Origin of the sequence: Glycomyces algeriensis (assembly GCF_027622855.1) — a bacterium.
Taxonomy (GTDB): domain Bacteria; phylum Actinomycetota; class Actinomycetes; order Mycobacteriales; family Micromonosporaceae; genus Glycomyces; species Glycomyces algeriensis.
Window position 1 is genome coordinate 95606 of sequence record NZ_JAPZVR010000015.1, and the last position, 13100, is coordinate 108705.

11 protein-coding genes and 2 pseudogenes are annotated in these 13100 nt (G+C 69.8%); 4 read left to right on the plus strand and 9 right to left on the minus strand.

What is annotated here, in order from left to right:
- Positions 1-254 precede the first annotated feature (254 nt).
- Positions 255-1499 carry an endo-1,4-beta-xylanase gene (locus tag O2L52_RS20935; protein ID WP_270117982.1) on the plus strand — a complete coding sequence of 415 codons (1245 nt, stop codon included), beginning with the start codon at positions 255-257 and terminating at the stop codon, positions 1497-1499.
- Between the two features lie 123 nt (positions 1500-1622).
- Here O2L52_RS20935 and O2L52_RS20940 read toward each other — a convergent pair whose 3' ends face one another.
- Together O2L52_RS20940 and O2L52_RS20945 are read right to left on the minus strand one after the other, a co-directional pair.
- Positions 1623-3551, minus strand: a complete 1929-nt coding sequence (locus O2L52_RS20940; RefSeq protein ID WP_270117983.1) for a hypothetical protein — start codon at positions 3549-3551, stop codon at positions 1623-1625.
- Positions 3552-3583: 32 nt separating this feature from the next.
- Entirely contained in the window at positions 3584-4462 is an 879-nt protein-coding gene (locus O2L52_RS20945; protein WP_270117984.1) for a 5'-methylthioadenosine/S-adenosylhomocysteine nucleosidase family protein, read from the minus strand.
- Between the two features lie 144 nt (positions 4463-4606).
- On the opposite strand from O2L52_RS20945, the gene O2L52_RS20950 reads away from it, so the two are divergent.
- Positions 4607-5308 (plus strand): NUDIX hydrolase, encoded by a 702-nt coding sequence (locus tag O2L52_RS20950; protein ID WP_270117985.1) that lies wholly within the window; start codon positions 4607-4609, stop codon positions 5306-5308.
- Here the strand turns inward: O2L52_RS20950 and O2L52_RS20955 are convergent.
- Together O2L52_RS20955 and O2L52_RS20960 are read right to left on the minus strand one after the other, a co-directional pair.
- Positions 5259-5657 carry a TfoX/Sxy family protein gene (locus tag O2L52_RS20955; protein ID WP_270117987.1) on the minus strand — a complete coding sequence of 133 codons (399 nt, stop codon included), beginning with the start codon at positions 5655-5657 and terminating at the stop codon, positions 5259-5261. The genes O2L52_RS20950 and O2L52_RS20955 overlap by 50 nt on opposite strands.
- 45 nt (positions 5658-5702) lie before the next feature.
- Positions 5703-7613 carry a glycoside hydrolase family 127 protein gene (locus O2L52_RS20960; RefSeq protein ID WP_270117988.1) on the minus strand — a complete coding sequence of 637 codons (1911 nt, stop codon included), beginning with the start codon at positions 7611-7613 and terminating at the stop codon, positions 5703-5705.
- A 311-nt stretch (positions 7614-7924) separates the two neighbouring features.
- On the opposite strand from O2L52_RS20960, the gene O2L52_RS20965 reads away from it, so the two are divergent.
- Entirely contained in the window at positions 7925-10006 is a 2082-nt protein-coding gene (locus O2L52_RS20965) for a PhoX family protein (protein ID WP_270117989.1), read from the plus strand.
- 156 nt (positions 10007-10162) lie between these two features.
- Here O2L52_RS20965 and O2L52_RS20970 read toward each other — a convergent pair.
- The 3 genes and pseudogenes from O2L52_RS20970 to O2L52_RS20980 all read right to left on the minus strand — a co-directional run.
- A pseudogene (locus O2L52_RS20970) lies at positions 10163-10504 on the minus strand (anthrone oxygenase family protein); the annotation flags it as partial.
- Positions 10505-10562: 58 nt separating this feature from the next.
- Positions 10563-11126, minus strand: coding sequence for a dihydrofolate reductase family protein (locus O2L52_RS20975; protein ID WP_270117991.1), 564 nt, complete (start codon positions 11124-11126; stop codon positions 10563-10565).
- A gap of 5 nt (positions 11127-11131) precedes the next feature.
- The gene (locus O2L52_RS20980) at positions 11132-11716 is read right to left on the minus strand and encodes a dihydrofolate reductase family protein (protein ID WP_270117992.1); all 585 of its coding nucleotides are present in this window, start codon (positions 11714-11716) and stop codon (positions 11132-11134) included.
- Positions 11717-11800: 84 nt separating this feature from the next.
- On the opposite strand from O2L52_RS20980, the gene O2L52_RS20985 reads away from it, so the two are divergent.
- The gene (locus tag O2L52_RS20985) at positions 11801-12376 is read left to right on the plus strand and encodes a TetR/AcrR family transcriptional regulator (protein WP_270117994.1); all 576 of its coding nucleotides are present in this window, start codon (positions 11801-11803) and stop codon (positions 12374-12376) included.
- 40 nt (positions 12377-12416) lie between these two features.
- On the opposite strand, the gene O2L52_RS20990 is transcribed toward O2L52_RS20985, so the two are convergent.
- Both O2L52_RS20990 and O2L52_RS20995 read right to left on the minus strand, forming a co-directional pair.
- The gene (locus O2L52_RS20990) at positions 12417-12818 is read right to left on the minus strand and encodes a hypothetical protein (protein WP_270117996.1); all 402 of its coding nucleotides are present in this window, start codon (positions 12816-12818) and stop codon (positions 12417-12419) included.
- Positions 12819-12872: 54 nt separating this feature from the next.
- Positions 12873-13100: pseudogene (locus O2L52_RS20995) on the minus strand (hypothetical protein); the annotation flags it as partial.

Sequence of the window (13100 nt, forward strand, 5' to 3'; positions counted from 1 at the left end):
ATCACGCCGGCCACTGCAATCGCCCGCACACACGCAACGTACCGACTGCGGCCGCCGCGCTCTTCGAGCGCGGCGGCCTCAGTGCTGTTTCCCGTGGCGAGGAGCTGGTGCCGGCGCCGAGCCGACCCCTCGACCGCAACTCGCCCGCGAGTCGGGCCTTGTTTCCTCGCTGGCGAGGTTGCGGGGGCTTGACTCGCGAGCGCGGGGCTGCTGGAATACAGGGCGTTGAAACTTCCATGGAAAGTAGCCCTTAAATGACTGAAACTTTCAGTGACGATCGGATCAGGCAGCACCGGAGCGCCGACGCGACCATCACGCTCACGCTCGACGGCGAGCCGCTCGCCGGGCGCGAGGTCCAGCTCGAGCAGACCAGGCACAAGTTCCTGTTCGGGTGCACCGGGTTCGAGCTGATGGACCACGCCAACGGCACCGCCGCCGACCCCGAGGGCGACGCCCGGAACGCCGAGCTGTGGGAGGGCCTGTTCAACTTCGCCACACTGCCCTTCTACTGGGGCCGCTTCGAACCCGAGCGCGGCAAGCCCGCCACCGAGCCGCTGCGCAAGGCCGCGCAGTGGTTCACCGACCGCGGCCACCCGGTCAAGGGTCACCCGCTCGCGTGGCACACCGTCAGCGCCGACTGGCTGCTCGACCTCGACAACGAGGAGATCGCCCGCGTCCAGGTCGAGCGGATCAAGCGCGAGGTCGGCGACTTCGCCGGCGTCATCGACATGTGGGACGTCATCAACGAGGTCGTCATCATGCCGATCTTCGACAAGTACGACAACGGCATCACCCGCATCTGCCGCGACATCGGCCGCATCCCCATGGTGCGCATGGTCTTCGACGCCGCCCGCGAGGCCGGCCCGAACGCGACGCTGCTCCTCAACGACTTCGACATGTCCGCCGCCTACGAATGCCTCATCGAGGGCGTCCTCGAAGCGGGCATCAAGATCGACGCGCTCGGCCTCCAGAGCCACATGCACCAGGGCTACTGGGGCGAGGAGAAGACCGAGGCGATCCTGGACCGGTTCTCCCGCTACGGCCTCCCGATCCACTTCACCGAGACCACGATCCTGTCGGGCGAGATCATGCCGCCCGAGATCGAGGACCTGAACGACCACGTGGTCGACTCCTGGCCCTCGACCCCCGAAGGCGAGGCCCGCCAGGCCGACGAGATCGAACGCCACTACCGGACCCTGCTCGCGCACCCCTCGGTCGAGGCCGTCACCTACTGGGGCATGTTCGACAAGGGCATGTGGCTCGGCGCCCCCGGCGGCTTCGTCCGCCTCGACGGCACCCCCAAGCCCTCCTACGACCGGCTCCACCACCTCGTCAACGAGGAGTGGGGCACCCCCGCCACCACCCTCGCCACCGACGCCGAAGGCCGCCTCCACTTCAACGGCTTCCTCGGCGACTACCGCGTCACGGTCGCCGACCGCAACGCCGCTTTCCAGCTCGACGAAGCAGGCACGGCGAACCTGACCATCGCTCTGGACTAGCGCGGGCCGCTCCGAACGGCACACCGGCCGGACCCACCGCAGCCGAGGGCCGGGGCGGCGAACCCGCCCCGGCCCTCAGCCGAACCCGTCTACCCTGGTGGCGGTCGACGAGCCCGAGCACCCTCACCCTCCGCTCGCCGTTCCACGGGCGCCGCGGCCGATCGATCCGACATTGGCGTTGGCGCCCTTGCCGATCGCGCCGGCATTGAGTTCGCCGTAGTTGACGACCCCGTTGTTGACGATCGCAGTCACGCGCTCCTCCAGCTCGGAGGTGTCCACGTTGCGCTCGCGCAGGTACTCGGTGAGCGCGTCGAGGATCTGGCGTTCGAGGATCTTCATGTACTTGACCGCGTCGCGGCCCTGGAAGTGGTTCTGCTCGAACGCGCCTGCGCCCAGCTCACGGATGCCGTAGAAGGCTCCGTTGTCCCCGGCCTTCGGCTTTCTCCTCCCCGAGTTCCGAACGATCGCCTCGACCGCCTGAACCAGGTTCCTGATCGTGTCGATCGGACTGCGCAGCAACGCGACCGGCATGACCGCCGCGCCGCGCGCCAGCCCCAGCAGCGTCATCGCCCGCTTCGAGCGCGCCCGGTATCCGAAGACCTGGTACTCCCGTCTCGTCGGCGACAGTACGCAACCGGTGAACTCCAGGTAGAGGCTCTCCCCTTCGAGGGCGAAATGGACGAAGACCGACGTGACCAGCTCCCCGTCCCACGAGGCCGCCTCGCACCGCAGATGGTGGCGCACCGGCGTCGTCGGGTCCTGCTGGAACTGCTCGACGGTCTGGAACGGGTAGCCCGAACGCACCAGCTCGTACGGGTACCTTGCGAGGTCCGCGAGCTCGCGGTCGGAGACGTAGAGGTGGTCGCTCACCGCAAGGCTCGGCAGCCTCCTGGCGGACGATGAGTCAGCGGCGAGCCTGTTGAGCCGGTCCCTGATGTGGGCGTTGAGGCTCAACGGATCGATCGACATCGCCGCCTCGCCGCCCGCCGGACCTGCGGCGGGCCGCAGCGCCATCGCGAAGTTCCAGGTTTCGAGCGTCGGCCCCGACCCGGCGAACGGCTGTCGCCCGGCCTGGTAGACGACCACGGTGGACCGCTGCGACTCCCCGATGTAGTGAACCCTCCGATTCGCGGGCCGCATCGGTTCGAGCTCGGCCGGAATCGTGGCGAGAAGCCTCCCTCGCAAGGCGCCGAACAGCGCTGAGAGTGCGCCGAGGACCGCCGACCAGACCACCGCACCGGTGAACCCGGGCACGAAGCCGAACTCGGAGCCGTACCCGGCGCAGTCCACGAAGAGCGGGTCGTACAGCTCGCCGAACCCGACGCAGGCGTAGCCGGCTTCATGGAGCATGCCCTGAGACCGGTATTCCTCGAACCCGACCTCGAATCCCACCTGCTCAGGGAACGCCCTCGCGAGGTAGAACCATGCGCCGACGACGGCGGCGGTGACGACCACGCCGATGACGAGCCGCCGCACTGCGCGCCCCTGGCGTGCGGAGCGAAGCGGGTGCGACGATGCGGTGCCCACCGCGACGAGCTGCCCGACGAAGGCCCAGAGCAGCAGGACGATCACCAGTTCGAGCTTGCTGTACTCCGATGTGAAGACGAGCACCAGCAGCAGCCCGGCGAGCACGGTCTGCTGGGCGGCATCGATCGCGCGCGAGCGCAGGACGTGCCGCAGGATCGGGACCGCGTCCGTCCCCGGGTTCGGGGCGACGGCCCGATCGGGTCGGCGGTAGACGTGGTCGATCACCCGGTCGCGGAACCTCCGGTCGAGGTAGGCGGCGGCGCAGAGGTGCAGGGTCGCGGCGTTCTTGCGCTTGAGCGGCCCCGTCGGAGGCAGCGGGTTCACCCGCGCCCCGGCAGCGGTGAGCGGCGGCGGGGGGTGCGGCGGTCCGTCGGGCGAGCGGAGGGTGCCCGGTGTGCCGTTCGGCGCCTGCGGTGAAGCGCTGGGCGGTGTCGTCGGTGGCAGCGTGTCGCCCGGCCGATGCAGTGCCAGCGTGGGCGGATCGCCATGCAGCCGCGCGGGCGGGACGTCCTGCGGTGCGGACATAGGTGGCGCCTTTCTCGGTGAAGCGGGGTGGCTCACTTCTGGTACTCGATGTCGATGCGGCCGTGAGCGTTGTCCCCCATTGCCGCGATGTTGGCGGTGACGCCGTCGCCGACCGCTCCTATATAGGTGTTGCTGACGCCGCCGGCGAGGCGGCGGATGTCGGCGCGATGCGGCTTGGAGTGGGCGATGAGGGCGAGGGCGAAGGCGGCGGCGTTGCGGGCGGCGATGGGCTGGCGGAGTTTGTCTGCCGCTTTGGTCTTGTCGCCCAGGAGGTCGGAGATGCCGCGGACGACCGTGGCCTCGACCGTGCGACGACGGTCGGCGGCGGCCATGGCGCCGAAGCTCTCGGTGTCGACGGCTTGGGCGTCGCCGCTGTAACGCCGAATGTGCTCGGCGGCGGCCGAAGCGTTGCCGGTGATGACCTTCGCCCCGGACGCGATGGGGCGGTGGAAGACCCGCGGCCGACCGTCGAGTGCGATGGCCCAGGACGCGTCCTCCGTGAGTAGCTGCGCGCGTTGATGCAATGGGAAAGAGGTGGACAGGGCTTCGGGCCGAGGGAGCGTCTCGGCGTCGGTGTCCTCGCCGACCTCGTAGCCGTAGACCTTGGTGGCGGCCACGACGTCGCCGATGCGGGCGTCGCGGAGTCCTCCGGCGATGCCGCAGAGGATGAGGATCTGCGGGCGCCAGGTGGCGAGCGCGTGCTCGACGGAGGCGGCGGCACGTTCGTTGCCGCGGCCGGCCATGGCGAGGACGAGCTTCCAGATCCCCTTGGGCCCTTCGAATTCGGTCTCGCGGTACTGGGCACCGTCGACCTCGTGGTCGGTGAACCGGTGCCCGGCGAGAAGGTCGAGGACCGCGTTTCGTTCGAGGTCGATGGGCGTGCAGAGCACGGCGGTCGGCAGGTCGGTCATGGCGCCTCCAAGAGGGCGGCGGGGCCGCTCGGATCCGGATCGACGGTCGCGGCCTTGACGAGATCAGTTATTGTTGAGATAACAACAAGAACGAGCGTATGCCGACCCGCCCGTAATTGTCAAGATGTCAATAAGGGGATTACCTTGAGCGACAGCACGAATCCGCACAGTCTGGTGGCGGCCGACGTGGCGATCCTGACGATCCGCGACAGCGCGCTCTCGGTCCTGCTCATCCGGCGTGCCAACGACCCGTTCCGAGGGCAGCTCGCACTGCCTGGCGGGTTCGTCGAGGCCGACGAGACCGTGGAGCAGGCGGCCGCGCGGGAACTGTTCGAGGAGACCGGGGTGCCGAAATCGGCATCGAGACTCGACACCATCGGGGTCTACTCGCGCCCGGACAGGGACCCGCGGCGACGCGTCATCAGCGTCGCCTACACGGCCCTCGTCCCCAACCCCGGGCTGGACCGACCCGGTGGCGACGCCGCCGCCACTCAATGGCTGCCGGTCGACCAGGCCCTCAAGGAGCCCTTGGCATTCGACCATGTGGACATCCTCGAAGACGCCGTCGACCACGCCCGCAAGCAGCTCGAGTACACGACCGACGCGACCGCCTTCTGCGACGGCGAGTTCACCATCGCCGAGCTGCGACGGGTCTACGAGATCGTCTGGCAGACCAAGATCGACCCGGGCAACTTCCACCGCAAGGTCACCCGCATCGACCGCTTCCTGCGGCCGACCGGAGAGACGACCGTTCGCGACGGAGGCCGGCCCGCCGCTCTCTACACCGCCGGCGACCTCAAGCGCCTGCCGCTGCCGCTCTCCCCGGCGGCAAGGACCTCAGCTTGAGATGGCGGCCACCTAAGGACTTGCGCGGCAAGGACTCCGCATAAGCGAGACCGCGCTCGATCCACGGGCGCAGCTGCTCATCGGAAGCGCACACCGACTCGTCGATGCGGATCCACGTCTTGGAGTCGTTCCCGCCCATGACCATCGGTTCCGCGCCGGGTTCCAGGAGCAGGTCCGCGAAGTCGTCGTGGCCGACGCGGATCATCGCGCCGCCCCCGCCGAGGACGGCCGCCGCCATGTTGCCGTGCGCGAAGAAGCACGGGCCGCCGAACATGTTCTTCTCGGTCACGTAGGGCCGGTTGTCCATGATCTCGCGCACCCGGTCGGCCAGCGCCTTGTCGTATGCCATGCGGCCAGGCTGCCACAGGGCACCGACAAGACGCCGGTGAATGCGTTACGGAGTCTCGCGGATCCAGACCGCCATCGTGCCCTTGCCGCGGTTCGCCCAGGCGTAGTACGGGACGGTGCGGATCGCAGTGGGTTCGGCCGCCGGGGGCTTGTCGCTGTAGAGGCCGTCCGCGGCGGGGCCGTCGACCAGGCCTTCGGCGATGACCGCGTCCCGGCCGTCAACGTGCTCGGTGCGGAGTTCGCCGCCGCGGGCGATGAGGAGGCGCGGCACGGGGGCCGCGTTGTCGATCTCCTCCACGCAGTGGACGATCGGGCCGCGCTGGATCGCGACCTTGCCGTGGGCGGCGAGGACGCGGGGGTCGGCGCGGACCAGGGCGGGGGCCATCGGCAGCGTGAGTTCGACGCGGTCGCCCCGGGTCCAGGTGCGGTCGAGGACCGCGTAGCCGTGCTCGGTGCGGTGGTCGGCGGGTGCGCCGTTGACGGAGACCGTGGCGCCGTCGGCCCATTCGGGCAGTCGCAGGCGCAGCGTCATGGGAAGGGGCGCTTCGGCTTCGGTGATGCTGAGGGTGATGCGCCCGTCCCAGGGGTAGTCGCTCTCCTGGGCCACGGTGACGCGCTGGCCGGCGTGGGCGAGGCGGGCGGTGCCGGTGACGTAGAGGTTGACGTAGAGGCCGTCGGCGTCGGCGACGTAGACGTACTGCTCAAGGGAGGTGAGGAGGCGGGCGAGGTTGGGCGGGCAGCAGGCGCAGTCGAACCAGTCGCTGCGTTCGACGGTGCCGTCGCTGGCGAGGGGGTTGCCGTAGAAGTACTTGGTGCCGTCGGCGGAGGCGCCGGAGAGGACGCCGTTGTAGAGGGCGCGTTCGAGGACGTCGATGTACTTGGCCTCGCCGGTGAGGGCCATCATGCGGTGGGCCCAGAAGACGAGGCCGATGGCGGCGCAGGTCTCGGCGTAGCCGGTGTGGTCGGGGAGGTCGTAGGGCTCGCCGAAGCCCTCGATGGAGGGGTCGGCGCCGATGCCGCCGGTGATGTAGAGCTTGGTGGCGACGAGGTCGTCCCAGAGTCGTTCGCAGGCCTCGCGCAGGCCCTGGTCGCCGAGTTCGAGGGCGAGGTCGGCCATGGCGCTGTACTGGTACATGGCGCGGACGGCGTGGCCGACGGCCTCGGTCTGCTCGCGGACGGGGGCGTGGGACTGGTTGTACTCGCGGTCGCGGCTGCTGCTGCGGACGAAGACGCCGCCAGGGCTCATGTGGCCGCCGAAGTAGCCGGTGTCGCCGCGGCGCTCGGCTTCGGCGTCGAAGTAGAACGGGGTGCGGCCGCGGTTCTCGGTGAGGAGGAGCGCGAGGTCGAGGTACCGGCGCTCGCCGGTGGCGCGGTGGAGTTTGACGAGGGCGAGTTCGATCTCCTGGTGGCCGTCGTAGCCGCCTTCGCAGGCGCCGCCGGGGCCGAACTCGCGGCCGATGAGGTCGGCGTAGCGGCGGACGATGCCGAGGAGGGTGGTCTTGCCGGTGGCCTCGTAGTGGGCGACGCCGGCTTCGATGAGGTGGCCGGCGCAGTAGAGCTCGTGGGCGTCGCGCAGGTCGGTGAAGCGCTTCCCGGGTTTGACGGCGGTGAAGTAGTTGTTGAGGTAGCCGTCCTCCTGCTGGGCTCCGGCGAGGAGTTCGATCGCCTTGTCGACGGCGGCATCGAGTTCGGGGTGCTCGCCGGAGGCGAGGACGTAGCTGGCGGCCTCGATCCACTTGGCGACGTCGGACTCCCAGAAGATGGGGAAGCGCTCGCGGTCGTCGCCGTCGTGGCTGCGGGGCTTGAGGAGCAGGGCCTCGAACTGGCCGCCTTCGCGGAGGCGGGCCTCCTGGTGGGGGATGGTGCGGGTGCGCACGGTCTCGCGGCGCGGGAACCAGAACTCGTCGGCGATCGAGACGTCGGCGAGGTGGAGGGAGGTCCGGTGCGGAGCGGGCATGGCGGTTCCTTCTGACGTGGCGGTGCGAAAGGGGCGGAAAAGGTTTTCGGCCAGGCTACCCGCGGCAGTCGTTTACCGTTACAGGGGTCTCATGCTGCGGAACGCCCGGTTTTCCGAAAGCCGCTGAAAACGCTTCCGAAATCCGGTGGGGGTGCGCAATCCGAGAGCGCTCCTTCATTTCCCGTTCACTTACGGTTGGCGGGCGGGGTACCCGCGGCGCATAGCCTCCGGAGTCGGAACGCGCCGATCCGCCGCCCCGACACCGCGCATCGGCGATCCTGGTTCCGGACGTACTGCCATAGGAGTCCCAAATGAATCGTCGTGACGCCGCCCAGCGGCGCAAGCTGCCGCTCCTGTCCGACCACATCGGCGGCCGCTCGCAGCTGACCTGCCTCTACCGCTGCGGCGACGCCTGCAGCCACCCCGTGCCGAACACCTCGGACAACCCCTACATGGGCGACCTCATCGCCTCGGCCGTCTCGCGCCGCTCCGTCTTCAAGGCCGGTGTCGTCGTGACCGCGGGCGCCGGCGCCGCGGGGGCGCTCGGCAGCGCCGCGTACGCCTCCGAGAGCGATGGGGCCCAGTCCTCCGCGTTCTGGGGCTCGGTGCCGCGCGGCCTGCGCTTCGACGCCGTGGAACCGAACCGGGACGACGCCGTCACCGTCCCCGACGGGTACGAGCAGCAGATCGTGATCCGCTGGGGCGACCCGATCCTGGACGGCGTGAACGAGTTCGACCCCACCGCGCAGACCCCCGAGGACGCGGCCGGCCAGTTCGGCTACAACTGCGACTTCCTGGCGCTCCTGGACCTCCCCGGCGAGCGGCGCTCCAAGGTGCTCGTCGCCAACCACGAGTACACCAGCGAGTCGATGATGCACTACGGCTACGACTCGGCCGCCCCCACGCGCGAGCAGGTCGAGATCGGCTGGGCCTCGCACGGCCTGTCCGTGGTGGTCCTCAAGGAGGACAAGAACTCCGGCGACCTCACCCCGGTCGTGGGCCACGAGCTCAACCGCCGCGTCACCGCCACCTCCGAGTTCGTCCTCTCTGGACCGGCGGCGGGCAGTGACCTGCTGAAGACCACCGCGGACGCCGAGGGCGCCCTGGCGCTCGGCACGCTGAATAACTGCGCCGGCGGCGTCACCCCGTGGGGCACCATCCTCTCCGGCGAGGAGAACTTCAACCAGTACTTCGCGAACGCCGGGCAGGTCGCGGACGCGACCGCGAAGGCCCGCCTCGCGCGCTACGGCCTCTCCGGGAACGCCAGCGAGCGCAAGTGGGAGCAGTACGACCCGCGCTTCGACGTGCTCCAGGAGCCCAACGAGCCCAACCGCTTCGGCTGGATCGTCGAGCTCGACCCGTACGACCCCGACTGGACCCCGCGCAAGCGCACCGCCCTGGGCCGCTTCAAGCACGAGGGCGCCGGGCCGCGCGTGGACCGCCAGGGCCGCGTGGTCGTGTACATGGGCGACGACGAGCGCTTCGACTACATGTACAAGTTCGTCTCCAAGCACAGGATGAAGTCCGGCTCCAGCCGCAGCGCGCGCGAGCACAACCGCAAGCTCCTCGACGAGGGCACCCTCTACGTCGCGAAGTTCACCGGCGACAGCCCCGGCGAGATCGACGGCACCGGCGCGCTCCCCGACGACGGCGCCTTCGACGGCTCCGGCGAGTGGATCAAGCTCGCCAGCGGCGACGAGTCCTTCGTGGACGGCATGACCGCCGAAGAGGTGTACGTGTTCACGCGCCTCGCGGGCGACAAGGTCGGCGCGACCAAGATGGACCGCCCCGAGGACGTCGAGGTGAACCCGAAGTCCGGCAAGGTCTACGCGGCCCTCACCAACAACACCCAGCGCGGCACCAGTGGCAGGGCCGCGGCCGACGAGGCCAACCCGCGCAACAGCAACAAGCACGGCCACGTGCTCGAGCTGGAGGAGCGGCACGGCGACGTCGCGGCGGTGACGTTCGGCTGGCGGCTGCTGCTCGTCTGCGGCGACCCCGAGGACCCGAGCACCTACTTCTCCGGCTACCCGAAGGAGAAGGTCAGCCCGATCTCGTGCCCGGACAACGTCGCGTTCGACCCGCAGGGCAACCTGTGGATCTCCACCGACGGCAACGCCCTGGGCACCAACGACGGCCTCTTCGGCGTCTCGCTCACCGGCTCGACCCGCGGCCTGACCAAGCAGTTCCTCACCGTGCCGCTCGGCGCGGAGACCTGCGGCCCGGTCGTCCAGGACCGCCACATCCTGGTCGCCGTGCAGCACCCGGGCGAGGTCGACGGCGCGAGCGCCGAGACCCCCGCCTCGCAGTGGCCCGACGGGCCGAACGGGGTCCTCCCCCGCCCGTCCGTGGTGAACGTGGTCAAGGACCGCTTCGGCAGCATCGGCTGCTAAGCGGCGCAAGCAGAACGGGGCGGCCGGCGATGGCCGCCCCGTTTTCGTGTGCGCTAAGGAGTTGCCGCCGTGGACGACCAGGGCCCAGGCGAGGGCGAGGAGCGACAGGAGCGAGGCCACGCCGCGCACCGTGTTCCAGGCGGTCCAGCGGGACTCGATGCTCGCGCGCAGCGCGGCCGGGTCGCTGATGGCGGCCGGGTCGCCCGCGGCTTCGAGGCGGTCGTTCATGGGCACGTTGACCGCGGCGGTCCCGATGAACATGACCAGGGCCAGCACGAGGGCGAGCAGGATCCACGGCGACGCGGAGCGGTCGTCCGAGAACCAGTTCAGGACGAGCGCGGCGCCGGTGAAGAGCACGGAGCCGAGGAACGCGGTCATGAACCAGCCGTTGAGGATCACCTTGTTGATGCGCTGCATCGCGGCGATCCAGCCGCGGTCGTCGAGGACCTTCAGGCCGGGCATCACCGCGTAGGAGAAGCCGGTGAAGAGCCCGGCCATGAGGCCGGCGCTGAGGGTGGAGGCGAGGAGCGCGAGGAGCTGGAGGAGGGACACGGGGCTAGGCCTTCCGGTAGGTATGGATCGCCGCCCCTGAATCGAAGGTGCGGTTCCCCGTGAGCCTAAAGGTCGTCGGTTCGTAGGCTCCGGCGAACATCGGGATGCCGCCGCCGAAGCGCACCGGGTAGCGCTTGACGACGATCTCGTCGATCTCGCCGATGAGCGCCGCCGCGAGCCTCCCGCCGCCGCAGAGCCAGATGCCCTTGCCTTCGCGCGCCTTGAGGTCGCGCACGAACGCGGCGGGGTCACCGGCGACGACCTCGACGTGCCCGTTCGGTTCCAGCGTGCGGGAGCAGACGTACTGGCGCAGGTGGGCGTACGGGCTCGGGGTGCCGCCCGCCCGGTAGGTGCCCGCGCCCATGAGCACGGTGTCGTACAGCCGGTTCGGGGCGTCGGCGAGGCCGGCGGCCTCGCGGAATGCGGTCGGCACCGTCTCCGGCCGCTCGGCGTTCATCGCGGCCGCGACGTCGAGCTCGATCGGCAGGGCGTCGAACTCGCCGCCGGGGCCCGCGATGAAGCCGTCGAGCGAGGTCCCGATGTAGTAGGTCAGGGTTCGGTTCGCCAAGGGGGCTAGGCCTTTCGGTAGGTCTGGATCGCCGCTCCGGACTCGAAGACGCGGTTCTCGGTGAGCGTGAAGGGCACCGGCTCATAAGCGCCGGCGAACATCGGGATGCCGCCGCCGAAGAGCACCGGGTAGCGCTTCACGATGATCTGGTCGATCTCGGAGGCCAGGGCCGACGCGAGGTTCGCGCCGCCGCAGAGCCAGATGCCCTTGCCTTCGCGCGCCTTGAGGTCGCGCACGAGGGCGAGCGGGTCACCGGAGACGAAGTTGACGTCCTTGTCGGTGTCGTCGCTCAGGCTGTTGGTGAACACGTACTGCTCCATGTGGGAGTACGGGCTGGTGACGCCCACGGCCAGGCCCGGGTCGTAGGTGCGCCTGCCCATCACCAGGGTGTCGAAGTGGAGGTTGGGCGCGTCGGCGATCCCGAGTGCGGGGCGGATGTGGGTCGGGACGGTCTCCGGCCATTCCTCCTTGATGGCCTCATGGACGTCGAGGAACGCCATCAGCGGTTCGATCTCGTCGTTCGGCCCGGCGATGAAGCCGTCGAGGGAAGTGCCGATGTAGTAGGTGAGCTCGCGGTTCTGCTTGCGCATACACACTCCGTTTGAAGTACTATGATTGAAGTGGTTTGAACTTACCACTACACCCGAAGTGGTGTCAACTCCTTGGAGTGGAACATGCGCCAGAACCCGGAACGCCGGACGGCCCTGATCGATGCGGCTATAGAAGTACTCGCCGACCAGGGGGCGCGCGGCCTCACGTTCCGGGCTGTCGACGGCCAGGCGGCGGTGCCCGTGGGCACCGCCTCGAACTACTTCGCGAACCGGGACGCGCTGCTGACGCAGGCCGGCCAGCGCGTCTTCCAGCGGCTCGACCCGGGCCCGGCCGTGGTGGGCGAGGCGCTCGCGCTGCCGCGCACGCGCGAGTCCGTGGACCGCCTCATGCACGAGATGGTCGAGCGGATCACGAACTTCCGCTCGGGGTACCTGGCGATGCTGGAGCTGCGGCTCGAGGCCACGCGCCGCCCCGAGCTGCGCGAGGTGCTCACCAAGCAGATCCGGGAGAACGTGCAGGAGAACATCGACTTCCACCTGGAGTCGGGCATGCCCGGGGACGCGGACACGGTCGTGATGCTCTACCTGTCGCTGAACTGGCTCATCCTGGAGCGGCTGACGCTCCCTGACGTCTTCGGCGAGGACCGGGCGGCGGCGCTCATCTCGGCCGCGGTCGACCAGATAGTGCCGCCGCAGTAGGCCGGCCCGGCCGCAGCTCAGCGGTCGAGCCCCGGCGCGGTCATGAGTTCCGGTTCTGCAGCTTCGCCATCGTCTCGCTGATCTGCTGGCTCATCGCCGCGAAGTTGCGCAGCGAGCGGTCCTGCATCTCCGCGAACCGCTCGTTGATCGCGTTGAGGTCCGGCACCGGCTCCTCGGTCGACTGGTGCTCGCGGTGCTTGTCGAGCGCCTCGTTGACCAGCTGCATGAGCTGCGGGCCGAGATCGTCCGAGCCGTCCCGGATCGCCCTGGCGCTCACCATGAGCTCCGTGAGCCGCCCGTCCGAGCCGACGGTGACGCGGATGCGGCCCTTCTCGTTCTCGACGGTGACGGGCTCGGGCGGGCCGGCCTGGGTCTGGGCGGCGGCGCTCAACTCGGCGCGCGCGTCGGCCAGCTGCTCGGCGATCTTGTCCTCACTGAACAATTGGGACTCCGGTTTCTCTTGCGTTGAAATGGCTTGCGGCGGTTGGGATCCGGGCTACGCGTACGGGTCGGTCTCCTCGTCCTCGGGTCCGCCGCCCCAGACGTCCTCGTCCTCGGCGATCCAGAACTGGCGCTCCATCTCCTTGTCCTCGCCGCCCGGACGCTGGCCGCCGCCCGCGACGCCGGGGGCCATCATGCCGCCCGCGCCCGCCGCACCGCGGCCGCCGGCCCCGGCCGCACCGGCTCCGCCCGCGCCGAGGGCGCCGCCGAGACCGCGACCGCC